This window comes from Kitasatospora sp. A2-31 (assembly GCF_022288725.1).
In the GTDB taxonomy this organism is placed as follows: domain Bacteria; phylum Actinomycetota; class Actinomycetes; order Streptomycetales; family Streptomycetaceae; genus Kitasatospora.
This window is the reverse complement of the sequence record NZ_JAKNTA010000001.1, coordinates 805570-827487: the sequence shown is the minus strand read 5'-3', so window position 1 is coordinate 827487 and position 21918 is coordinate 805570. Positions and strand designations below refer to the sequence as shown.

The following is a 21918-nucleotide window of genomic DNA, read 5'->3' as shown; positions in this document are numbered from 1 at the left end:
TCCCGCACCCGGGGCGGGAGTCATCCGACGCGGTCCGTTCGTTGAGGCAGAGGTGCCCGGGGGACGGGCCGCCGCAAGGGAGAGACGTCGCCGTTCCGACCCCCGGGGGGATCCATGCCTGTGCCCGCACGCCCGACGACCGCGGCCGTCCTGTCCGCCGCCCTCACCGCGCTGCTGCTGGCCGGCTGCACCGGCGGCGGCTCCGAGGGCTCCGCCGCCCCGGCGTCGGACGGCCCGCGGCCGCTGCGGGCCACGCCGACGGCCACCCCCACCCCGACTCCGCCCCCCACCGGCCCCTACGTCGCCCTCGGTGACTCCTACACCTCGGGCCTGAAGATCGCCCCGCAGGTGGGCGAGCCCGCCGGCTGCGCCCGCTCGGCGGTCAACTACCCGTCCCTGGTGGCCAAGGCGCTGGGCCTGGCGGCCGGGCAGTTCAAGGACGTCAGCTGCAGCGGCGCCCGCACCGGGGACCTCACCGGTTCCCAGCAGACCGACGGCGGGGCCAACCCGCCGCAGCTCGAAGCGCTCACCCCGGCGACCCGGCTGGTCACGGTGGGGATCGGCGGCAACGACGCCGGGTTCATGGAGGTCGTCGGCGCCTGCGCCCGGGAGAACCTGGTCGACGCGGTGAAGGGTCTGGTCGGCGCGGCCCGGACGGAGGCGCCCTGCCGCGAGCACTACGCCTCGGCCGGCGGTGCCGGCGACCAGGTGCAGCGGAAGGTGGACGCGGCCGGCGAACGGCTGGGCCGCATCCTGACGGACATCAGGCAGCGCTCCCCGCAGGCCAGGGTCTACGTGGTCGGCTATCCGACGCTGCTGCCCGCCGACCCGGCGAGCTGCCTCCCGGTGCTCGGCAGCGCCGTCGCCCCCGGCGACCTGGGCTTCCTGGTGGAGAAGGAGCAGCAGTTGAACGCCATGCTCAAGCACCGCGCCGAGGCCGCCGGTGCGGTGTTCGTCGACGCGGCCGCGCCCTCCGCCGGCCACGACATGTGCGCCGGCCAGGCCGCCCGCTGGGTCGAGCCGCCCTTCCCGGCGCCCGGCCTGGCGGCGATCCACCCCAACGCCAAGGGGCAGGAGGGCGTGGCCGCGGCGGTGCTCAAGGCGGTGCGCGGCTGAGCCGGGAGCCTCCCCCGGCTCGGTCGCACACCGGGCGAGCGCGGGCGAGGATTCACGTCCCGGCCCGCGACCCGTCGCGCGCGGCATACTTCCGGTGTCGGACGTCCGGCGTACCGTGAAGGTCATATGGACGACACCGCGCAGAGCCTCATCGCCGCCCCGAGCCCGTACGACCACGCCGCCGAGGCCCGCTGGGTGCCCGAGCCGGACAAGCGCCCCGGCCGGACGGCGTTCCAGCGCGACCGTGCCCGCGTGCTCCACTCCGCCGCCCTGCGCCGGCTGGCCGGAACCACCCAGGTGGTGGCGCCGATGCGCAGCGACTTCCCCCGCACCCGGCTCACCCACTCGCTCGAATGCGCCCAGGTCGGGCGCGAGTTGGGCGCCGCGCTGGGCTGCGACCCGGACCTCGTCGAGACCGCCTGCCTCGCCCACGACATCGGCCACCCGCCGTTCGGCCACACCGGCGAGGAGGCCCTCGACCAGGCCGCCGAGGCCTGCGGCGGCTTCGAGGGCAACGCGCAGTCGCTGCGCATCCTCACCCGCCTGGAGCCCAAGCGGTTCGCCCCGCAGGACGACCAGCCGGCCCGGCTCGCACCGTGGCCCGGCCGCAGCGTCGGCCTCAACCTGACCCGCGCCGCGCTCGACGCCGCCACCAAGTACCCCTGGACGCAAGGCTCCCACCCGGTCGACCCGGCTTCGCACAAGTACGGCGTCTACGCCGACGACCTCCCGGTCTTCCGCTGGCTGCGGGCCGGTTCCCCGGCCGGGCGCAAGTGCTTCGAGGCGACCGTCATGGACTGGGCCGACGACGTCGCCTACTCCACCCACGACGTCGAGGACGGCCTCCAGGCCGGCCACATCGACCCGGCCGCGCTGCGGGCCCCGAGCGAGCGGGCCGAGCTGTTCAAGGTGGCCGAGCGCTACGCCCCGGACGCCGAGCCGGAGGAGCTGGCCGCCGCGCTGGACCGGCTGCTCGCCCAGGAGTGGTGGCCCGGCTCGTACGACGGCTCGGCCCGCGCCCGGGCGGGCCTGAAGGACCTCACCAGCCAGCTGATCGGCCGCTTCTGCCTGGCGGCCGAGCAGGCCACCCGCGCCCGCTACGGCCCCGGCCGGCTCACCCGGTACGCGGCGGAACTCGTGGTGCCGCGCGACGTCCGGCTGGAGTGCGCCGTGCTCAAGGCGGTCGCCGTCCGGTTCGTGATGCAGCGCGACGAGCAGGCCCAGCTGCGGGCCCGCCAGCGGATCGTGATCGCCGAGCTCGCCCACGTGCTCGACCGGCGCGCTCCGGAGGGACTGGACCCGGTCTTCGCTGCCCTCTACCGGGAGGCGGAGGACGACCGCGCCGCCCTCCGCGCGGTGATCGACCAGATCGCCACCCTCACCGACGCCTCCGCCCTGGCACTCCACGCCAAGCTGGTCGGCGCCGCCTGGACGTGATCCCCGGGGCCGCGGCCCCGCCGGTGAGGCGCCGCTCACGCCGACCCCGCCGGCCCCCGGGAAAGCCCGACCGCCCCAGTAGACTTCCGGGGTGGCCGGGCGGATCAGGGACGAAGACGTACAGGCGGTGCGCAGCGCACTGCCGATCGACGTGGTGGTCGGCGACTACGTACAGCTGACCAACGGTGGCGGTGGCGAGTACAAGGGCGTCTGTCCCTTCCACGACGAGAAGTCCGCCTCCTTCTACGTGAACCCCTCCAAGGGTGTCTTCCACTGCTTCGGCTGCCAGGAGAACGGCGACACCATCGCCTTCCTGATGAAGATCGAGCACTTCACGTTCGCCGAGGCCGTCGAGCGGATGGCCGCCCAGGCCAACATCACGCTCCGTTACGAGGAGGGCGGCTACAGCCCCCGCCACCAGCAGGGCGAGCGGACCCGGCTGGTCGAGGCGCACAAGGTGGCCGCCGCCTTCTACCAGGAGCAGCTCGCCTCGGCCGAGGCGGAGATCGGCCGCCGTTTCCTGGCCGAGCGCGGCTTCGACGAGGAGGCCGCCCGGACCTTCGGCGTCGGCTACGCCCCGGCCGGCTGGGAGCACCTGGTCCGCTACCTGCGCGGCAAGGGCTTCAGCGACAAGGAGATCCTGCTCGGCGGCCTGGCCTCGCAGGGCCAGCGCGGCGGCCTGATCGACCGCTTCCGGGGCCGGCTGGTCTGGCCGATCCGCGACATCGCGGGCGAGGTGGTCGGCTTCGGCGCCCGCCGCCTGCGCGAGGACGACAACGGCCCGAAGTACCTGAACACCCCCGAGACGCCGATCTACAAGAAGTCCCACGTGCTGTACGGCATCGACCTGGCGAAGAAGGAGATCGCCAAGTCCGGCCGGGCCGTGGTGGTGGAGGGCTACACCGACGTGATGGCCTGCCACCTGGCTGGCGTCACCTCGGCGGTTGCCACCTGCGGTACCGCTTTCGCCGAGGACCACATCAAGATCATCCGCCGGTTGATGATGGACAACGCCAGCTACCGGGGCGAGACGGTCTTCACCTTCGACGGCGACGCGGCCGGTCAGAAGGCCGCCCTGCGCGCCTTCCAGGACGACCAGAAGTTCGCCGCCCGGACGTCCATCGCGATCAGCCCCGGCGGCATGGACCCGTGCGACCTGCGGCTGGCCAAGGGCGACGAGGCCGTCCGCGAACTGATCGACAACCCGGTGCCGCTCTTCGAGTTCGCGCTGCGCTCGGCCGTCGCCCGGCACCGGGTGGAGAACCCCGAGGGCAGGTCGGCGGCGCTGGAGGAGGCCGCGCCGATCGTCGCCCGGATCAAGGACCGCTCGATCCAGCACGAGTACGCCGTCCGGCTGGCCGGGATGCTCGGCATCCTGGACGAGCAGTTCGTGGTGCGCCGGATCTCCCAGCTCGCCCGCTGGGAGCGCGAGCGCCAGCAGAACCCGCGCGCCAACGGCCAGCAGCGCCGCCCCGACCCCGCTCAGCCGGTCCGGCCCGCCCGTCCGGCCTTCGTGCTCAATCCGCGCGACCCGGCCCAGTTCGTTGAGCGCGAGCTGCTCAAACTCGCCCTCCAGCACCCGGACCTGGTCTCGCCGGCCTTCGACCACTACGGCGAGGACGAGTTCCCGACCCCGCCGTACACCGCCGTGCGCCGAGCCATCGCCCAGGCGGGCGGTGCCGCGTACGGGGCCGGCCTGGCCGACTTCACCGGCGCGGTGCGCGAGGCGGCGCCGGACGACCAGGTCCGCTCGCTGGTCACCGAGCTGACCGTGGAGCCGGTGCGCTCGCGCCGCAAGGCGGACGCGGTCTACGCGGGGGAGTTCCTGGTGAAGCTGCGCCTGCTGGCGGTGGACCGGCGCGTGGACGAGGTCCGCGCCCACCTCCAGCGCCTCGGCACCCGCGCCTCCGCCGAGGAGCTGCACGCGGTGCAGACCGAGCTGTGGCAGCTCCAGCAGTACGGCCAGCAGCTGCGCAGCCGGGGCGCCGCCGCGCTCTGACCGGGTCCGGGTCTCCCTCTCTTGGCTGGCGGTCGGTCATCCCGCTTTCTGCGGCCGTCGTAGCCGCCGGAGCCCTCGCGCTGGAGTGCTCGGGGCCCGCGGCCGGCCGGTGAACCGGGCCCGGCCGCGGAGCCGTTCTGCCTGGTGTCCGACCGGCCCCATCCGCCGTGCTAGCGCCGGACCCGCAGGGAAGAACAGGTGGCACTCGTCGCGGCCGGCGGCATCGTGCTCGCCGGCCACCGTCGCCGCGGAGCCCACCGCCGCACCTGACGGGAGCGGCCGGAACCCCCGTCGCTCCGATCGGGCGCGGCGGGGCGCGAGCCGTGCGGCACGTGCCGGAGAGCGCTCAGAAAGTCGGCGCACGAGTCTCGGCCACGGAGTGTGGCGTGCCGCACACTGGAGGGCGTCCCAGCTCCGTCCAGCGCGGGTCCGCCAGAGTCGCGCCCGCCCCGAGGGGATGCCCGTGGACCAAGGCTCTGCCACGACCGCCCGCCCGATCACCGACCAGCTCGCCCCCCACGACGACCACGGCCGGGCCGGGGCTCCGGCCTCGGACGGGGCCCGGGTGCCTTCCCAGGGCCTCCCCGAGGGCCACCCCGAGGCGTGCGACGGTGGCGAGGAGTCCGGCGAGCTCAGACCCGGGCCCGCCCCGGACGCCGAAGCCGCCGCCGACGACGACGCCGAAGCCGCCGAAGCCGACGCCGACGCCGCCGCTGACTCGGAGCCCGACGCCGCCGACGACCCCGGCCCCGTGGCCGCCGGCGCGAGCGGCCCGGCCGCCGACCTGCTCCGCCAGTACCTGCGCGAGATCGGCCGGATCCGGCTGCTGACCGCCGCCGAGGAGGTGGAGCTGGCCCGCCGGATCGAGGCCGGCCTGTTCGCCGAGGAACGGCTGCACCGCGAACCCGTGCCCGCCGACCCGCTGGCCGGCGAACTGGACGCCCTGGTGGTGATCGGCCGGATCGCCAAGCGGCGGCTGATCGAGGCCAACCTGCGCCTGGTGGTCTCGGTCGCCAAGCGCTACGTCGGCCGTGGGCTGAGCCTCCTCGACCTGATCCAGGAGGGCAACCTCGGCCTGATCCGGGCGGTGGAGAAGTTCGACTACGCGCGGGGCTACAAGTTCTCCACCTACGCGACCTGGTGGATCCGGCAGGCGATGAGCCGGGCGCTGGCCGACCAGGCCCGGACGATCCGGGTGCCGGTGCACGTCGTCGAGCTGATCAACCGGGTGATCCGGGTCCAGCGCACACTGCTCCAGGAACGCGGCGTGGAACCGACCGCGGCCGACATCGGCGCCGCCCTGGAGCTGACCGAGGAGCGGGTGCGCGAGCTGCTGCGGCTCGCCCAGGAACCGATCTCGCTGCACACCCCGGTCGGGGAGGAGGACGACGTGGCGCTCGGCGACCTGATCGAGGACGCCGACGCCGCCTCACCCGCGGAGTCGGCCGCCTTCCTGCTCCTGCGTCAGCACCTGGAGGCGGTCCTGGCCACCCTCGGTGAGCGCGAGCGCCAGGTCGTCCAGCTTCGCTACGGCCTGGACGACGGGCGCCCGCGCACCCTGGAGGAGATCGGTGTGCTGTTCGGGGTGACCAGGGAGCGGATCCGCCAGATCGAGTCCAAGACCCTGGTGAAACTCCGCGACCACGCCTTCGCCGAACAGCTCCGCGGCTACCTCGACTAGAGGCCCTGTCCGGAGAGCTACGGCGCGGCCGACTAGGAAGGGTTGGCCGTCGCCGTCGCCGTCGCCGTCGCCGTCGCCGTGGCTGCCGGGGCCGAAGGGCTGGCGGCTGCGGAGGACGGGGAGGCCGGGGGCGGGGAGGCCGGGCCGATCGGGATCGGGGTGGAGGCGACCAGCTGGGCGAGGTGCGAGACGCTCGCCGTGCAGTCGTCCCCGGCCGGCTGGTGCCCGCAGACCCGGAAGGTGGTGGCCGGGTCGCCGGCGTTCACCATCATCGAGTAGTTGTCGTAGCCCCAGTGGATCAGGGCGGTCTCCTCCTCGCCGGCGCTGCTGGTGACGGTCGCGCTGTCGCCCGGCTGGCCCTCGGTGATGGCGGCCCAGGCGGCCTGGCACTTCTGGCTGTAGCGGAGGTAGATGACCACCTTGCCGATGTTGCCGGTCTGCAGCGTGCGGGCGTCGGCCCCGCAGCCGGTGGTCTTGGGGTCCTTGTGCGCGCAGCCCATCGCCTGGCAGCTCGGCCCGGGCGGGGCCGGGGAGGCGGGCTTGGCGGACGGGGTCGTACCGGCCGTCGCGGTCGGAGCGGGCTGTGCGTGGGCGGTCGGCTCCTCCGCGCCGTCGCGGCTGTACCGGAATCCGGCCGCGCCCAGGAGGACCGCCAGCACCAGGCCGCCGGCCACCAGCGCGACCGGACGCCGCCACCACGGCCCGGTCGCCCGGCCGGTCGGCACCGGCTCGACCTCGCGCTCCTCGGCGGAAGGCCGGCCGGCGGAGAGGTGTCCGGCGGACGCCGGATCACCTGACGGGCCCTCGACCGGGACCGCCTCGGCGGCGGGCCGCTCGGCCCCGGCGTCCGCGGCCAGGGGATCGGCGGCGTCCGCCGACGACTCGGCGGACTCCTCGGCAGCCGCAACGGCCGGCACGGTCTCCGGCACCTCCGCCCCGCCCGCCGCGTCCGGCCCGGCGCCCTCCTCGGTCGCGACGACGGCCGCCGGGGCCGAGGCCTGGACCCAGAGCGCCCGCAGCGCGGGCCCGTCGCACTCGACGGTCCCGATCAGTGCCTCCAGCGCCTGCTCGGTGATGACCCGTTTGCCGTTCAGCCAGCGCTCCCAGGAGGCCCGGCTGTAGTGGGTCCGGGTGGCCAGCTCGGACAGCGAGAGTCCGGTCGCGTCCTTCACGGCGCGCAGCCGCTCCGTCAGGCGCGCAGCGGGCTCGGACAGTTCGTCCGGCAGTTCTTTCCAGGCGGATGCCATGCGGTCTTCCCAACACGAGAGACGGGGGGACGCGGGGAGCGAACGGGGTCGGGAGGTGCACCGGCCCGGCCCAGGGGCGGCGTCGCGTCTCCAACCTCACCGACCAGCCGTCTCAAACCCCAGGTCACCGCTCTGAGACGGACGGAAGTGTCTCACAACCCCGGTCACGGCTCGAACATTCACTGGTCAGTCGTGCAGAGTTCTCGCGTCGGCCCACTGCGGAGCCCGGGTCCTTCGTCCGGAGACCGCCGTGGACCTGGCTCCCTGCCGTCCCGAATCCCCCACCGGTCGGGGCAGCCTCGCGGGGGGAGGCTGCCCCGGATCGCAGGGACGCGCGGCGGGGGGGGGGGTTTCGGCCGCCCTCCCCGCCGCGACTTCGTTTCGCCTCCGCGTGGCGGGCCGTCAGGGCCGCAAGGCCGTCGGACCCGGCACACCGCTCTCTGCGACGGAACGGCTCCTTCCTCCACCGCCCAGGTCGGCCCCGCAGTCCCGCGGCCCCGTGGTCGCCGTGACGGCTCGAAGACGCCGAAGCCTCGAACACGCCGACCGTCCCGCACGCACCGACCGTCCTGAACACGCCGGCCGTCCCGAGAACGCCGACCGCCCCGAACGCGTCGAACGCCGTCCCACCCGTCGCCCGGGGCCCCACCGGACCCCGGCCCGGCTCAGCCGGCCGTCTCCGGGTGGATCTGCTCGCGGGCGGCCCGGAACTGCTGGCGCACCGCCGAGCCGACCGGCACGTCCTGCTCGGCGTCCGGCGCGACGGTCTCGGCCCCCGGCAGCTCCCAGCGCGGCGGCTCAGCGGTGCCGGCCAGCGCCCAGGCGGCCTGCCGGGCGGCGCCGCGCGCCGCGTGGGCGCCGGGCGGCGGCACGACGACCGGGACGCCGAAGACCAGCGGGGCGATCTGCCGGACGGCGGGCAGCCGCCCGGCGGTCCCGAGCAGGAAGACCCGGTTCACCGGCACGCCCCGGGCGCGCAGGACGTCCAGCGCGTCGGCGAGGTTGCAGAGCATGCCCTCGACGGCGGCCCGGGCGACGTGCTGCGGGGCCATCGACTCGGCCCGCATCCCGGTCAGGGTCCCGGCCGCGTGCGGCAGCGCGGGCGTCCGCTCGCCGTCCAGGTAGGGCAGCAGCACCAGCCCGTACGCGCCGGGGCTGGACTGCAGGGCGAGGTTGCTCAGGCCCTCCAGGTCCTGCCCGAGCAGGGCGGCGGTGGAGCGGAGCACCTGGGCGGCGTTCAGGGTGGCGACCATCGGCAGGTGGCGGCCGGTGGCGTCGGCGAACGAGGAGACCAGGCCGGTGGCGTCCACCACGGCCTCCCCGTGCACCGCGAAGATGGTCCCGGAGCTGCCGAGCGAGACCGCCGCGTCGCCGGGGCCGAGGCCGAGGCCGAGCGCGGCGGCCATGTTGTCGCCGGTGCCGGCGGAGATCAGCAGGCCCTCGGGGGTCTGCCCGGCGGGCTCGGCGGGGCCGAGCACGTCGGGGAGCTTCAGACCGTGGCCGAGCGCCAGCTCGATCAGGTCCTGGCGGTACTCGCCGGTGATCGGCGACCAGTAGCCGGTGCCGGAGGCGTCGCCGCGGTCGGTGGTGCGCCGCTTGGGGTGTCCGAGCAGCTGCCAGACCAGCCAGTCGTGCGGCAGCAGCACCTCGGCGATCCGGCGGGCGTTGGCCGGTTCGAACTCGGCCAGCCAGCGCAGCTTGGCGATGGTGTACGTGGGGCCGGGGACGGCGCCGATCGCCGCCGTCCAGGCCGCCGGGCCGCCGAGGGCGTCCACCAGCGCGGCGGCGGCGCCGCTGGAGCGCGGGTCGTTCCAGAGGATCGCGGGCCGTACCAGCACGCCGCCGGCGTCCAGGCCGATCATGCCGTGCTGCTGCGCGCTGACGCCGATCGCCCGGACGCCCTCCAGCAGGCCGCCCGCCGCGGCGTCGCCGAGCGAGTGCAGCCAGAGCTGCGGGTCGGCCTCGCCGGCCCGTGTCTCCGCCCGCTCCGGCGCGGGGTGCGGGGCCTTGCCGGACCGCAGGACCGCGCCGGTCTCCGTGTCGCACGCGACGATCCGGGTGCGATCGGTCGAGCTGTCTATCCCCGCGACGATGGCCATGTCGAGATCATGCCTCAGCGGGCGCGCCGACGCTGGCGACCCGGGCAAGTGTTGCCCGGCCGGTTCCCTCGTACCGGCGCGGCGTACGGCCTGCCGTCACCTCCGCGTCACGGACGGAAGGTACCCCAGCTGTCGTCCTCCGTCCGGGGACGGTTGAAGTACGGCACCCGGTCCGTCACCCGGTTCGGCAGCCGGTCCCCGACCTTGTCCGCGACGGCTCCGGCGGCCTTCCCGGCGACCGCCCCGGCCTGGTGCTTGGCCTTGTCGGCGGCGCTCTGCACCTTGGGGTTCTGGGCGACCTGCCGGGTGACCTTGGCGATCTGCTCGTACCGCTGGCGCCCGGCCCGCGAGCCCAGGACGTAGCCCGCCGCGAGTCCGACGATGAACGACAGCTTCCACATGATCGGATTCCACCCTCTCCTGGCGGCCTCTGCCGCATTGCCCTACCCGTCCGTCGGGGCGGCGAACCGTCCGTGCTCCCAGCATCTCCGGACGGCGGGCCGGGCGCGCGGGGGGCGCGCCGGACGGGCGCCGGGGCGGCCGGGGAAAGCGATTGGCGGACCACCCCCCCGAGTGCGCTAATGTATGTCCCGCAGCGAGCGCCGAGGAGCCCGGGAAGCCGGGGGCCGAAGCGGAAGCCCGATCCCCCATAGCTCAATTGGCAGAGCAGCCGACTGTTAATCGGCAGGTTATTGGTTCGAGTCCAATTGGGGGAGCTCAGGTGGACGGCCGGAAGGCCGGTTCTCCTGTCCGTGGTGCGGCAGTTGCCCGCCGCGATCCCGCATAGCTCAATTGGCAGAGCAGCCGGCTGTTAACCGGCAGGTTTTTGGTTCGAGTCCAAATGCGGGAGCTGCACCGGGTGCGCCCGGTGACTGCTCAGAGCGAAGGCCCCTCGGACGACCGGGGGGCCTTCGTGTTGTCCCAGGGCGGCCGGCGCCGCACGGCCGGGTGTTGCGTCCGTCACGTCCTCGCCCTCGGGGTCGCTCGCACGCGACGGGCCCGGCGGGCGGCACGACGGGCCCGGCGGGCGGCGCGGCGGTCCGGCTCAGGCGGTGGCCCGGCGGTAGAGCTCGGCGACCCGGTCGTCGAAGGCGACGCTGTAGGAGGTGCCGTCGGTCTCGCCGCCCTCCTGGTAACCGCCGATCACGCCGACCACCGTGCCGGCCGCGGTGACCCAGGGGCTGCCGCTGGTGCCGTTGGTGTAGCCACCGCAGTCGAAGCGCTCCTGGGTGGGGCTCTGCGAGCTGGTCCGGGCCGAACAGGTGATCGGTTCGTCGCTCTCGTTGGGGTAGCCGGTCACCGAGACGGCCAGACCGACGCCCTGCCCGGTGGCGAGCGGGTTGCCGCCCACCGCGTCCTCGACCTCCCGGCCGCCGATCGCCCGGACCGTGACGAACGCCACGTCGTACTCGGGGTCGTCCTCGGCCGCCCAGCGCGGGTCGACGGTGATCGACTGCACCGGCCAACTCCCGTAGGGCGAGTAGCCGTTGCGGTAGCCGGGGGTGAACACCAGGCCGTCCAGCAGGCCGATCCGGCGGCTCTGCACGCAGTGCGCGGCGGTCACCAGCAGATTCCGCCGCGGGCTGTGCACCACGCTGGCCGTGCAGGCCCGCGGGCCCTGGGCGTCGCGGATCGAGAGGGTGCCCACCCGGTCGCCGGCCGGGCTCGGCGGTGCCACCGCGGCGCTCGGAGGCTTCTCCTCCCCACCGCCGCAGGCGGCGCCGGCCGCCAGCAGCAGGGCCGCCAGCACGGCCGCCTGGGCCGTACGTGCGGGCCGTACCGGGCGGGGGGCCATCCGGGCGCTCCGTCTCGTCCTCGGGGGCGGGCTCTGCGGGTCGTGCGTTCCGCCGTTCGTGAGGAAGATCTACCAGGCCCGGCCCGGCGACGCCACCGCCGGGTCCCCGGCCACCGGACTCACCCGGTGGCGCGGTCGTACAGGGCCTGGACGCGGGCGCCGAAGTAACTGCTGTAGGAGGTGTCCGGGGTGTTGCCGCCCTCCTCGTGGCCGCCGATCACGCCCACCACGGTCCCGGTCCGGGTGTCCGGGTCGAAGTCGGTCACCCAGGGGCTGCCGCTGGTGCCGCCGGTCCAGTCGGGGCAGTCGATCCGCAGCTGGGTGGGGCTCTGCTCGGAGGTGGTGTTGCTGCAGGTGATGGGCACCTCGCTGGTGCCCGGATAGCCGGTGATCTTGACCGGCAGCCGGTAGCCGCGGTCGATGCCCAGGCGGTTGGCGCCGAGCACCTGCTGCACCTGCTGCCCGTTCCGGGCCTGCACGACTGCGAAGGCGACGTCCACGTCGGGGTCGCCGCCGTCCTTCCAGGCCTGGTCGACGGTGACCGACAGCAGGGGCCAGACGCCGCTCGGGGTCTCGCCGTCCCGGTATCCGGGGACGAAGACCAGGTCCGAGCGCTGCCCGAGCTTCGGGTCCCAGACGCAGTGCGCGGCGGTGACGATCAGGTCGAGTCCGGCGCTGTCGACCACGCTGGCGGTGCAGAAGTGGTCGCCGTCCGCGTTCCGGGTGAACACGGCGCCGACCAGTCCGTTGAGCACGGTGGGCTTGGCGGTCCGGGTGACGCCGGTGTGCCGGCCGAGCGCCCCGCGCAGGCGTTCGCGGCTCCAGCCGTGGCTGTCGGCGGCGGCCGAGGCGGGCCGTGAGCTCACCGTCGGGGTGGCGCCGCCGGGGCCGGCCGCCGTGGTGCAGCCCGCGGCCGTCAGGACCGCCAGGGCGGCGCCGAGCACCGCCGGCTTACGTGCCGTCATCCGCCCAGGCTGGCCGGAGGTCGGGCCGGGCCGCCACCGGGGCTGCGCCGCGCGGGGAGGCGTGCGTCCGCGCGTACCCATGTGCGCCCCCGGCGCGCACCACGGGTGATCGACCGGCTATGCTGCCCGGGACGGCCTCGCGGGGCCGTCTGCTGCTGCCGGACCGGGTCACCGGTGCGGGCGGCGAACCGGGGCGGTAGCTCAGCCGGTTAGAGCAGGGGACTCATAATCCCTTGGTCGTGGGTTCGAGTCCCACCCGCCCCACCCTTCGCCCGGACGACCGGGCTTGACCAGGTGCGGTCATCTGCACGAACTCTAGTGACCGCGGGCCCCGGCGGACGTGCCGACAGGCCGGATGTCACTCGAACAGGTCCGCCCCGAGGGCGCGTTGACGTCGGCCCGGCCAGGGCCGGGCCCGGAACGCCGTCCTGGCGCCCGGCTCGCCCCCACCGGGCGCTCGCACCCGGTGCCGGCGGCCGGCGGTGGCTCCGTATCCTGGCCCGATGCTCGAACCCGCACTGCTGCCGACCCCCCTGCTGGACTGCACCGACGAGGTGCTGGCGCGGGCCGGCGTGGAGCTGCGGCTCAAGCGGGACGACCTGCTGCACCCGACCGTGCCGGGCAACAAGTGGCGCAAGCTCGGCCCCAACCTGTCGGCCGCGCTGGAACAGGGCCACACCCGGCTGCTGACCTTCGGCGGGGCCTACTCCACCCACCTGCGCGCCGTCGCGGTGGCCGCCGGGGCGCTCGGCCTGGAGAGCGTCGGGCTGGTCCGGGGCGAGGAACTGGCCGCTGCACCGCGCAACTGGTCGCTCCGGGCGGCCGAGGCGGCCGGGATGGAGCTGGTCTTCCTCTCCCGGTCGGCCTACCGGGAGACGGCCGCCCGCTGCGCCGCCGACGCGGTGGTGGCGGCCGAACTGCAGCGCCGCTGGGGGCCCTGCCTGGTCCTGCCGGAGGGCGGCTCCAACGCGTCGGCGGTGATCGGCGCGGCCGCGATCCCGGGTGAACTCCCCGACCTCGGTGAGCGGGACGTGGTCTGCTGCCCGGTCGGCACCGGCGGGACGCTGGCCGGCATCGCGGCCGGGCTGCCGCCGGGTGCGCGGGCGCTCGGCGTGGCCGTGCTGCGCGGCGGCGAGGGGTATCTGGAGGGCGAGGTGGCCGGGCTGCACCGGGCCGCCTACGGGCGCGAGTTCGCCAACTGGCGGATCGACCACGGGCACCACGGCGGCGGCTACGGCCGGGTGCCGGCCGAGCTCGCCGCCTTTGCGGAGGGCTTCGAGCGGCGCCACGGTGTCGCGCTGGAGCGCCGGTACGTCGCCAAGCTGCTCGCCGGCCTGTACGCCGGGGCGCGGGCCGGGGCCTTCCCGGCGGGCACCCGGCTGACCGCCGTGGTCACCGGCCTTCCGGACCCGGACCAGGAGCAGGACCCGGCCGAGGGCCCGGACGAGGCCGAGGGCACCGACAAGGACTAGGAGAAGGACGGGGCCCGGACCCGGCCGCCTGAGCGGACAGGGTGCGGGCCCCGGCACCGGTGGCGCGGCACACCGGCCCTGGCGTCAGCCGAAGGTCAGGTCGGCGCAGGGGTCGGTGTCCGCCCCGCGGGCGTTCTCGGCGATGCCGGTGGGCACCCCGCTCGGCGTCGCCGAGGGACCGCCGGAAGGGCGGCCGGACGGGGCGTCGGACGGGGCGTCGGACGGCGCTGCGGTGGGGCCGGCGGCGGCCGCGCCGAGGGAGTCGATCCCCGTGGACGGCACCGGGCGGTAGTCGCGGCCGAGCGTCACGGTGATCCCGTCCGAGCCGGGCTCCTCGACCAGCCGCGCCCCCGGGAAGAGCGGGGCCAGCTGGTCGGCTGCCGCCTTCTGCGCCGGGTCGTAGGCGATCTCGGTGGTCAGCCGGCTGCCGTTGACGGCGCCCAGCTCGACGTTGGTGAAGCCCTTGCCGCGCACCGCCTTGGCCGCGCTGCCGGCCAGTCCGGGGGTTCCGACGCCGTTGACCACGGTGACCGGCACGGCCGCCTCCTCCGGGCTGAGCGCCGTCGGCGAGGCGGTGGGGGCGGGGGCGCCCGAGGGGGAGGCGGACGCCGCGGCGCCGGCCTGGCCGGTGCTCTGGCCGTCCAGGGTGCGGTCCTCGCGGAGCAGCTTCCAGAGGGTGTCCACGTCCGGGTGGACCAGGGCGACCCGGTCCCCGGCGAAGCGCCACGGGGTGGTGACGAAGGTGATGTCGGAGAGCTTGATGCTCTGCAGCGACTGGGCGAAGTCCACCAGCTTCATCGCGGTGCCGAGGCCCTCGTCCACGGTGAGCGAGCGGGTGGCCGCGTCTGCCAGCGGGAGCAGGGTCGGCAGCGAGAACCCGAGGCCCTGGACCTTCCTGATCATCGAGGAGAGGAAGGCCTGCTGGCGCTTCATCCGCCCGATGTCGGAGTTGTCGCCGAACCCGTAGCGGGCCCGCAGGTAGTCCACGGCCGGCTGGCCGGAGAGCCGCTGCATGCCCTTCTTGAGCCGGATGTCGTGCGAGTTCACGTCGTTGGGGACGCAGACGTCCACGCCGTTGATCGCCTCGGTCATCGCGGCGACGCCCTTGAAGTCCACCACGATCGTGTGGTCGATCCGCAGGCCGGTCAGCGTCTCGACGGTGTTCTGCGTGCAGGCCGGGTTCCCCTTCGGGAACTCGCCTATGGTGAAGGCCGAGTTGAACATCTGGTTGGTCTTGGACTTCGTCCAGCTGCCGTCCGGCAGACGGCAGGACGGGACGGTCACCAGGGCGTCGCGGGGTATGGAGACCCCGACGGCGTGCTTGTGGTCGGCGTAGACGTGCAGCAGGATCGCGGTGTCGGAGTGGCCGACGCCGATGTCGCCGCCGCCGAGGTCGGCGTTGCCGTCGTCCCGGGTGTCCGAGCCGAGCACCAGGACGTTGACCGGGACCGAGGCGCCCGGGGTGACCGGGACGGGTGCCGGCGGCCGCTCGGTGGCGACGCCGCCCGCGTCGAAGGTGGTGATGTTGCTGTCCAGCCGGTGGTAGAACCAGGCTCCGGCTCCCGCGACGGACAGCACCAGAACGGCGGCGAGGCCCACAGCGATCCGTATGATGCGCCGACGTCGTGAGCTGCTGCTCATCCTGCCCCGGCCCCCCGTCTTCTGGTGTCGTTCTCCACACGCACCGCCCCAGGGCAGGCCGGTGCCGAGTCTCGAACCTTAGACGTTTCGCGGGAGTGTTCGGTTACAGCCCCGGCCCGGTCAATTGCCCCGGACCGGCCCGGAGGGCTGTGATGCTGCTCACGCGAGGGCGGCGGACGCTCACGCTCCGGGGCCGGAGGCGCCCGCGAGCATCCTGCGGAGCAGGTCGCGCAGCACCGTCCGCTCCTCCGGCCCGAGGGCGGCCAGGGGCTCCCGGGCGAAGTTCAGCGACTCGCGCAGCTCCTCGGAGGCGGCCGCGCCGGTCTCGGTCGCGGCGACCAGCTTGACCCGGCGGTCCTGCTGGTCGGCCTCCCGGGTGACGAAGCCGCGCGACTCCAGCCGGTCGACGATGCCGGTGATGTTGGACGGCTCGCAGCTGAGCGTCTGGGCGATGTGGCGCATCGGCATCGGCCCGCGCCGCAGCAGGGCGAGGACCTTGGCCTGGGCGCCGGTGAGCGAGCGGGCGGCGGCGGCCTCCTCGTACTCGCGGTGGAAGAGCCCGACCAGGTTGGCCATCAGGTCGACGACCTCGCGGGTGATCTCGTCGGGCTGGGAGGCGACGGTCGGGGCGGGCTGGGTGTCCATGCCTCCGAGTCTACCTGAACAGTTGACAACATGAACCTTTCATGTCCATCGTTACTTCAGTAAGTCAACCTTTCATGCACGAGGAGCACCACCGATGGCTGAGCACGAAGCGCCCGTCGCCGCCCGCGAATGGCACCTCGCCGCCCGCCCGCAGGGTTGGCCGGTGCCGACCGACTTCGCCCTGGTCGAGGCCCCGGTCCGGGCCCCGGAAGAGGGCGAGATCCTGGTCCGCAACGCCTACCTCTCGGTCGACCCGTACATGCGCGGCCGGATGAACGACGTGAAGTCCTACGTCCCGCCGTTCCAGCTGGGCCGGCCGATGGACGGCGGCGCGGTCGGCTACGTGGTGGCCTCGGCCGCCGAGGGCTTCGCGCCCGGCGACGCCGTCCTGCACGGGCTCGGCTGGCGCGAGTACGCCACCGTGGCGGCCGGGCACGCGGTGAAGGTCGACCCGTCCGTGCCGCTCTCCGCCTACCTCGGCGTGCTCGGCATGACCGGCCTGACCGCCTACGCGGGCCTGCTGGAGGTCGGCGGCCTCAAGGAGGGCGACAAGGTCTTCGTCTCCGGTGCGGCCGGGGCCGTCGGGTCGATGGTCGGCCAGATCGCCAAGCTCAAGGGCGCCGCGCTGGTGGTCGGTTCGGCCGGCTCGGCGGAGAAGGTCGCCAAGCTGGTCGGCGAGTACGGTTTCGACGCCGCGTTCAACTACAAGGACGGCCCGGTCGCCGAGCAGCTGGCCAAGGCGGCCCCGGAGGGCATCGACCTCTACTTCGACAACGTCGGCGGCGAGCACCTGGAGGCCGCGATCGGCGCGCTCGGCGTGCACGGCCGGGCGGTGCTCTGCGGCGCGATCGCGCAGTACAACGACACCTCCGCCCCGGCGGCCCCGCGCAACCTCGCGATGGCCATCGGCAAGCGGCTGCGGCTGGAGGGCATGCTGGTGAGCGACCACTCCGCCCTGCAGCCGCAGTTCGTCGCCGAGGTGGGCGGCTGGCTGCGCGAGGGCCGGCTGCGCAACGAGGAGACCGTGGTGGACGGCTTCGAGAACACCGCCGAGGCCTTCCTCGACCTGCTGCGCGGCGCCAACACCGGCAAGATGGTGGTCCGTCTCGCCGGCTGACGACCACTCGGGTCCGATGCGAACCGCCCCGCCGCCCCGCCGCCCCCCGGGACCGGCGGGGCGGTTTGCGTACCGGGCGCAGGGGATTCGGCCGCACTACCGCATTCCGGCCGGATCCGAAAGCGCGTCAGCCGCGGTGCGGGGCGGCGCGGTACGGTGGTCCCGCCCGGCGATGGGGCCGTTCGGGGGAGAGATCCGACCGAGGGGTGGACCTCGTTGGGGATTCGACTAGCATTGAGCGAAAGCCTGTCCGTTTTGCTCAATTTAGTGGCTTAATGTCGGCTAACGTGGGTAACTGTGGATCAACTGCAGGCACGAACGCGAGGCAGCTGGGGAAGGCGACCCTCGTCCACAGCCTGGAGGTCCCGGTGACGACACGTGGAGTCCTGTACGTCCACTCCGCGCCCCGCGCGCTGTGCCCGCACGTCGAGTGGGCCGTCGCGGGGGTGCTCGGTGTGCGGGTGAGCCTGGACTGGATCCGCCAGCCGGCCGCGCCCGGACACTGGCGCGCCGAGCTCTCCTGGCAGGGGGAGCCCGGTACGGCCTCGAAGCTCGCCTCCGCCCTGCGGGGCTGGCAGCTGATGCGGTACGAGGTCACCAGCGAGCCCTGCGCCACGGCCGAGGGCGAGCGGTACAGCAGCACCCCCACGCTCGGCATCTTCCACGCGGTCACCGGGATCCACGGCGACATCCTGATTCCCGAGGACCGGCTGCGGGCCGTCCTGCTGCGCGCCCGCAGCGAGGGTGCGGACCTGGAGGCGGAGATCTCCCGGCTGCTCGGCAAGCCCTGGGACGACGAGCTGGAGCCCTTCCGCTACGCGGGCGAGGGCGCCCCGGTGCGCTGGCTTCACCAGGTGGTCTGAGCCGGCACCCCGGAACGCCCGAAGGGGCCGGCGCTCGTCACGAGCGCCGGCCCCTTCGGGCACGGGGGTCAGACGGTGCGGAAGGCCAGCACCACGTTGTGGCCGCCGAAGCCGAACGAGTTGTTCAGCGCGGCGATCCGGCCCTCGGGCAGCGCGCGGGCCCCGTCCCGGACGATGTCCGCGTCCACGTCCTCGTCGAGCTCGTCGACGTTGATGGTCGGCGGGGCGACCCGGTGGTGCAGCGCGAGCACGGTGGCGACGGTCTCGATGCCGCCGGCGCCGCCCAGCAGGTGACCGGTCATCGACTTGGTGGCCGAGACGGCGATGTGGTCCAGGTGCTCCCCGAGCTCCTTGCGCAGCGCCTTCAGCTCGGCCGTGTCACCCTGCGGGGTCGAGGTGGCGTGCGCGTTGACGTGCACGATCTCGGCCTTGTCCAGCGGGTTGCGGTCGAACAGGTCGGCCAGCGCGCGGGCCACGCCGGCGCCGGTCGGCTCCGGCTGGGCGATGTGGTGGGCGTCCGAGGAGAGGCCCTGGCCCACCGCCTCGCAGTAGATCCGGGCGCCGCGGGCCTCGGCGTGCTCGATCGACTCCAGTACGACCACGCCGGCGCCCTCGCCGAGCACGAAGCCGTCGCGGCCCTTGTCGTACGGGCGCGAGGCGCGCTCGGGATCGTCGTTGTTCTTGGACATCGCCATCATGTTGGCGAACGCGGCGATCGGCAGCGGGTGGATCGCGGCCTCGGTGCCGCCGGCCACCACGACGTCGGCGCGGCCGCTGCGGATCATCTCGATCGCGTAGCCGATCGCCTCGGCGCCGGAGGCGCAGGCGGAGACGGGGGTGTGCACGCCGGCGCGGGCACCGACCTCCAGACCCACGTTGGCCGCCGGGGAGTTGGGCATCAGCATCGGCACGGTGTGCGGCGAGACCTTGCGGGCGCCCTTCTCGCGCAGCACGTCGTACTGGTCGAGCAGGGTGGTGACACCGCCGATGCCGGAGGCGATCACGGCGCCCAGGCGCTCGGGCGCGAGCTTGGAGGACTCGTCGGTGGCCGGGGTCTCGTAGCCGGCGTCGGCCCACGCCTCGCGGGCGGCGATCAGCGCGAACTGCGCCGAGCGGTCCAGCTTGCGGGCGACCGGGCGGGGGAGGACATCGGCCGGGTCGACGGCGGTGCGCGCGGCGATCCGCACGGGCAGGTCGGCGGCCCACTCCTCGGTCAGGGCAGCCACCCCGGAGCGCCCGGCGACCAGGTTCTCCCAGGTGGTGGCGGCGTCGCCGCCCAGCGGCGTGAAGGCGCCGATACCCGTGACGACCACGGTACGGTTTTCAACGGTCACTGGATCTTCTTCTCTCACGTTCGTGCGGGGCAACGGCGGCGGGCCGGGGGTGGGCCCGGCCGGGCGCCCGGTGGGGCGTCCGGCCGGCGGGTCGGCCGACTCGGGGAGCCGGCCGACGACGGCGTCGAACGGGTCGGACGCTCAGGCGTTGGCGATGATGTAGTCCACCGCGTCGCCGACGGTCTTGAGGTTCTTGACCTCGTCGTCCGGGATCTTCACGTCGAAGCGCTCCTCGGCGGCCACGACGACCTCGACCATGGACAGCGAGTCGACGTCCAGGTCGTCGGTGAAGGACTTGTCGAACTCGACGTCCTCGGTCGGGATGCCGGCGATCTCGTTGACGATCTCAGCGAGACCTTCCAGGACCTCGTCCTTGGTAGCCATACTGGCTGCTCCTCTTCGGTGTTGAATGCGCTCGCCCCGGCGGACGGACGCAGGTTTGTGATGAGTGGGGCGGAAGTGCCTAGGGGAGCGTAACGACTGCCGCCGCGTAGACCAGACCCGCCCCGAACCCGATGATCAGGGCGAGGTCGCCGCTGCGGGCCTCGCCGCTCTCCAGCATGCGTTCCATCGCCAGCGGGATGGACGCGGCGGAGGTGTTGCCGGTCTCGGTGATGTCGCGGGCGACCGGCACCGTCTCGGGCAGCTTCAGCGCCTTGATCATGGCATCGGTGATGCGCATGTTGGCCTGGTGCGGGATGAACGCGCCCAGCTGGTCGGCGGTGACCCCGGCGGCGTCCAGGGCCTGCTGGGCCACCTTGGCCATCTCCCAGACCGCCCAGCGGAAGACCGTCTGACCCTCCATCCGCAGGGTCGGCCACTTGATCTCCTCGCCGGCGCCGTTGACGGCGTCGTCCTTGGCGAAGGCGGTGTCCCAGGCCTGGGTCTGCGAGATGACGTCCTTCTGGGAGCCGTCGGAGCCCCAGATGACCTTCCCGATGCCGGGCGTGTCGGACGGGCCGACGATCGCGGCGCCGGCGCCGTCACCGAAGATGAACGCGGTCGAGCGGTCCGACTGGTCGGTCATGTCGCTGAGCCGCTCCACGCCGATGACCAGCACGTACTCGGCGCTGCCGCCGCGGATCATGCCGTCGGCCAGGCCCAGGCCGTAGCCGAAGCCGGCGCAGGCGGCCGAGATGTCGAAGGCGGGGGCGGTGCCGCAGCCGAGCCGCTCGGCGATCTCGGTGGCGATCGCGGGGGTCTGCTTGAGGTGGGAGACGGTCGCGACGATCACGCCGCCGATCTGCGAGGCGTCGATCCCGGCCTGGGCGATGGCCTTGCCGGCGGCCTGCACCGACATCTCGGCGACGGTCTCCTCGGGGCCGGCCCAGCGGCGCTCGGCGATCCCGCTGCGGGTGCGGATCCACTCGTCCGAGGAGTCGATCCAGTTCAGCACCTCGGCGTTGGGAATCACCCGAACCGGTCGGTACCCGCCGACACCGTGGATGCGCGCGTACTGGGCGCCGGTGACCGGCTTGATCTGGGGGGCGCTCATGCCTTGGGCTCCTGACCGCCGTGCTCCGCGACGATCTCGCGGGCCTTGTCCAGGTCGGCGGGGGTCTTGAGGGCAAGCGTCGCCACACCCTTGAGGTTGCGCTTGACCAGTCCGGTGAGGGTGCCCGCGGGGGCGAGCTCGATGACGGCGGTCGCGCCCAGCCGCTCCAGCGTCTCCATGCAGAGGTCCCAGCGGACCGGGTTGGAGACCTGCGACACCAGGCGGTCCAGCACCTCGGCGCCGGACGTGACGACGCCGCCGTCCTTGTTGGAGACGTAGGCGACCTTCGGGTCAGCGACCGTGAGGGTCGGGGCCAGCTTGGCCAGGCGCTCGACGCCGGGCGCCATGTGCTCGGTGTGGAACGCGCCCGCGACCTTCAGCGCGATCAGGCGGGCGCCTGCCGGCGGGTCGGCCCGCAGGGCGTCCAGCTGGGGCAGCGTGCCGGCGGCGACGATCTGGCCGCCGCCGTTGTTGTTCGCCGGGGTGAGCCCGTGCTCGGCCAGCTTGGCCGCGACGACCTCCGGCTCGCCGCCGAGGACGGCGATCATGCCGGTCTCGGTGGCGGCGGCGGCCTCGGCCATCGCCAGGCTGCGCTCGCGGACGAAGGTCAGCGCGTCGTGGGCCGAGAGCACCCCGGCGCCGGCGGCGGCGGTGATCTCGCCGACGCTGTGGCCGGCCACGGCGCCGACCAGCTCACGGGCGCGGTCCTCGTCCGGGAACAGCGCACGGGCCGTCACCAGACCGGCCGCGACCAGCAGCGGCTGGGCGACGGCGGTGTCCTTGATCTCCTCGGCGGACGCCTCGGTGCCGGCGTGCACCAGGTCGAGCCCGGCGACCTCCGACCAGCCGCGCAGGCGGTCGGCGACGCCGTCGAGCTCCAGCCAGGGGCTGAGGAAACCGGGGGTCTGGGCACCCTGTCCAGGGGCGACGATTACGAGCACGGTTCAACCCTCTCTCGCCGGACGCCCGGGGGCGGGTAGGCGACGGTAACGAAGAAAAGCATCGGGGATTG

The 21918-nt window shown here is 74.1% G+C and carries 18 protein-coding genes and 3 tRNA genes; 10 read left to right on the top strand and 11 right to left on the bottom strand.

The features are described 5' to 3' along the window. Window positions 1–114: 114 nt before the first annotated feature. The 4 genes from MCM47_RS03895 to MCM47_RS03880 all read left to right on the top strand — a co-directional run bounded on the left by MCM47_RS03895 (window position 115) and on the right by MCM47_RS03880 (window position 6233). A complete protein-coding gene (locus MCM47_RS03895) occupies window positions 115–1116 on the top strand; it encodes an SGNH/GDSL hydrolase family protein (RefSeq protein ID WP_238740981.1) in 1002 nt (333 codons plus the stop codon). 126 nt (window positions 1117–1242) lie between these two features. Next, window positions 1243–2553, top strand: coding sequence for a deoxyguanosinetriphosphate triphosphohydrolase (locus MCM47_RS03890; protein WP_238740978.1), 1311 nt, complete (start codon window positions 1243–1245; stop codon window positions 2551–2553). A gap of 91 nt (window positions 2554–2644) precedes the next feature. After that, window positions 2645–4552 carry a DNA primase gene (gene dnaG / locus MCM47_RS03885; RefSeq protein ID WP_238740976.1) on the top strand — a complete coding sequence of 636 codons (1908 nt, stop codon included), beginning with the start codon at window positions 2645–2647 and terminating at the stop codon, window positions 4550–4552. A 457-nt stretch (window positions 4553–5009) separates the two neighbouring features. Beyond that, the gene (locus MCM47_RS03880; RefSeq protein WP_238740974.1) at window positions 5010–6233 is read left to right on the top strand and encodes an RNA polymerase sigma factor; all 1224 of its coding nucleotides are present in this window, start codon (window positions 5010–5012) and stop codon (window positions 6231–6233) included. A gap of 32 nt (window positions 6234–6265) precedes the next feature. On the opposite strand, the gene MCM47_RS03875 is transcribed toward MCM47_RS03880, so the two are convergent. From MCM47_RS03875 to MCM47_RS03865, 3 genes are all read right to left on the bottom strand, one after another. Then, window positions 6266–7480, bottom strand: a complete 1215-nt coding sequence (locus tag MCM47_RS03875; RefSeq protein ID WP_238740972.1) for a DUF2690 domain-containing protein — start codon at window positions 7478–7480, stop codon at window positions 6266–6268. A gap of 665 nt (window positions 7481–8145) precedes the next feature. Further along, window positions 8146–9579 (bottom strand): FGGY family carbohydrate kinase, encoded by a 1434-nt coding sequence (locus MCM47_RS03870; RefSeq protein WP_238740970.1) that lies wholly within the window; start codon window positions 9577–9579, stop codon window positions 8146–8148. A gap of 107 nt (window positions 9580–9686) precedes the next feature. Continuing rightward, complete coding sequence (locus MCM47_RS03865; RefSeq protein ID WP_238741509.1) at window positions 9687–9983, bottom strand: hypothetical protein; 297 nt, start codon at window positions 9981–9983, stop codon at window positions 9687–9689. Between the two features lie 239 nt (window positions 9984–10222). On the opposite strand from MCM47_RS03865, the gene MCM47_RS03860 reads away from it, so the two are divergent. Further along, window positions 10223–10295: transfer RNA gene (locus MCM47_RS03860), tRNA-Asn, on the top strand. Between the two features lie 61 nt (window positions 10296–10356). Then, window positions 10357–10429, top strand: a tRNA-Asn gene (locus tag MCM47_RS03855). Window positions 10430–10624: 195 nt separating this feature from the next. Here the strand turns inward: MCM47_RS03855 and MCM47_RS03850 are convergent. Continuing rightward, a complete protein-coding gene (locus MCM47_RS03850) occupies window positions 10625–11374 on the bottom strand; it encodes a serine protease (protein ID WP_238740969.1) in 750 nt (249 codons plus the stop codon). 119 nt (window positions 11375–11493) lie between these two features. Next, window positions 11494–12339, bottom strand: coding sequence for a serine protease (locus MCM47_RS03845; RefSeq protein WP_238740964.1), 846 nt, complete (start codon window positions 12337–12339; stop codon window positions 11494–11496). Between the two features lie 190 nt (window positions 12340–12529). On the opposite strand from MCM47_RS03845, the gene MCM47_RS03840 reads away from it, so the two are divergent. Next, a tRNA-Ile gene (locus MCM47_RS03840) sits at window positions 12530–12603 on the top strand. Window positions 12604–12842: 239 nt separating this feature from the next. Then, window positions 12843–13811: a 1-aminocyclopropane-1-carboxylate deaminase/D-cysteine desulfhydrase gene (locus MCM47_RS03835; RefSeq protein WP_238740962.1), complete on the top strand. Its 969-nt coding sequence runs from the start codon at window positions 12843–12845 to the stop codon at window positions 13809–13811. Window positions 13812–13895: 84 nt separating this feature from the next. Here MCM47_RS03835 and MCM47_RS03830 read toward each other — a convergent pair whose 3' ends face one another. Both MCM47_RS03830 and MCM47_RS03825 read right to left on the bottom strand, forming a co-directional pair. Beyond that, window positions 13896–15410, bottom strand: coding sequence for an LCP family protein (locus MCM47_RS03830; RefSeq protein ID WP_238740960.1), 1515 nt, complete (start codon window positions 15408–15410; stop codon window positions 13896–13898). A gap of 222 nt (window positions 15411–15632) precedes the next feature. Beyond that, the gene (locus MCM47_RS03825; protein WP_238740957.1) at window positions 15633–16097 is read right to left on the bottom strand and encodes a MarR family winged helix-turn-helix transcriptional regulator; all 465 of its coding nucleotides are present in this window, start codon (window positions 16095–16097) and stop codon (window positions 15633–15635) included. Window positions 16098–16191: 94 nt separating this feature from the next. Between MCM47_RS03825 and MCM47_RS03820 the strand changes: the two genes are divergently transcribed. Together MCM47_RS03820 and MCM47_RS03815 are read left to right on the top strand one after the other, a co-directional pair. Then, a complete protein-coding gene (locus tag MCM47_RS03820; protein ID WP_238740955.1) occupies window positions 16192–17214 on the top strand; it encodes an NADP-dependent oxidoreductase in 1023 nt (340 codons plus the stop codon). Between the two features lie 368 nt (window positions 17215–17582). Beyond that, window positions 17583–18077 carry a DUF3145 domain-containing protein gene (locus MCM47_RS03815; protein ID WP_238740953.1) on the top strand — a complete coding sequence of 165 codons (495 nt, stop codon included), beginning with the start codon at window positions 17583–17585 and terminating at the stop codon, window positions 18075–18077. A 68-nt stretch (window positions 18078–18145) separates the two neighbouring features. Here MCM47_RS03815 and fabF read toward each other — a convergent pair whose 3' ends face one another. The 4 genes from fabF to MCM47_RS03795 form a co-directional block, all read right to left on the bottom strand. Further along, entirely contained in the window at window positions 18146–19411 is a 1266-nt protein-coding gene (gene fabF / locus MCM47_RS03810; RefSeq protein ID WP_238740951.1) for a beta-ketoacyl-ACP synthase II, read from the bottom strand. Window positions 19412–19552: 141 nt separating this feature from the next. Beyond that, window positions 19553–19795, bottom strand: coding sequence for an acyl carrier protein (locus MCM47_RS03805; RefSeq protein ID WP_238740950.1), 243 nt, complete (start codon window positions 19793–19795; stop codon window positions 19553–19555). Window positions 19796–19874: 79 nt separating this feature from the next. Continuing rightward, a complete protein-coding gene (locus MCM47_RS03800) occupies window positions 19875–20906 on the bottom strand; it encodes a beta-ketoacyl-ACP synthase III (protein ID WP_238740948.1) in 1032 nt (343 codons plus the stop codon). After that, on the bottom strand, window positions 20903–21847 hold the full coding sequence (locus MCM47_RS03795) for an ACP S-malonyltransferase (protein WP_238740946.1): 945 nt from the start codon (window positions 21845–21847) through the stop codon (window positions 20903–20905). Before MCM47_RS03795 ends, MCM47_RS03800 begins: the two co-directional genes overlap by 4 nt. Window positions 21848–21918 lie beyond the last annotated feature (71 nt).

What these genes read in the sequence shown, in the direction of transcription:
- MCM47_RS03895 (WP_238740981.1), top strand. Translation starts at nt 115, where the DNA reads ATGCCTGTGCCCGCACGCCCGACGACCGCGGCCGTCCTGTCCGCCGCC.
- MCM47_RS03890 (WP_238740978.1), top strand. Translation starts at nt 1,243, where the DNA reads ATGGACGACACCGCGCAGAGCCTCATCGCCGCCCCGAGCCCGTACGAC.
- MCM47_RS03880 (WP_238740974.1), top strand. Translation starts at nt 5,010, where the DNA reads ATGCCCGTGGACCAAGGCTCTGCCACGACCGCCCGCCCGATCACCGAC.
- MCM47_RS03875 (WP_238740972.1), bottom strand. Translation starts at nt 7,480, where the DNA reads ATGGCATCCGCCTGGAAAGAACTGCCGGACGAACTGTCCGAGCCCGCT.
- MCM47_RS03870 (WP_238740970.1), bottom strand. Translation starts at nt 9,579, where the DNA reads ATGGCCATCGTCGCGGGGATAGACAGCTCGACCGATCGCACCCGGATC.
- MCM47_RS03850 (WP_238740969.1), bottom strand. Translation starts at nt 11,374, where the DNA reads ATGGCCCCCCGCCCGGTACGGCCCGCACGTACGGCCCAGGCGGCCGTG.
- MCM47_RS03845 (WP_238740964.1), bottom strand. Translation starts at nt 12,339, where the DNA reads ATGACGGCACGTAAGCCGGCGGTGCTCGGCGCCGCCCTGGCGGTCCTG.
- MCM47_RS03835 (WP_238740962.1), top strand. Translation starts at nt 12,843, where the DNA reads ATGCTCGAACCCGCACTGCTGCCGACCCCCCTGCTGGACTGCACCGAC.
- MCM47_RS03825 (WP_238740957.1), bottom strand. Translation starts at nt 16,097, where the DNA reads ATGGACACCCAGCCCGCCCCGACCGTCGCCTCCCAGCCCGACGAGATC.
- MCM47_RS03820 (WP_238740955.1), top strand. Translation starts at nt 16,192, where the DNA reads ATGGCTGAGCACGAAGCGCCCGTCGCCGCCCGCGAATGGCACCTCGCC.
- MCM47_RS03805 (WP_238740950.1), bottom strand. Translation starts at nt 19,795, where the DNA reads ATGGCTACCAAGGACGAGGTCCTGGAAGGTCTCGCTGAGATCGTCAAC.
- MCM47_RS03800 (WP_238740948.1), bottom strand. Translation starts at nt 20,906, where the DNA reads ATGAGCGCCCCCCAGATCAAGCCGGTCACCGGCGCCCAGTACGCGCGC.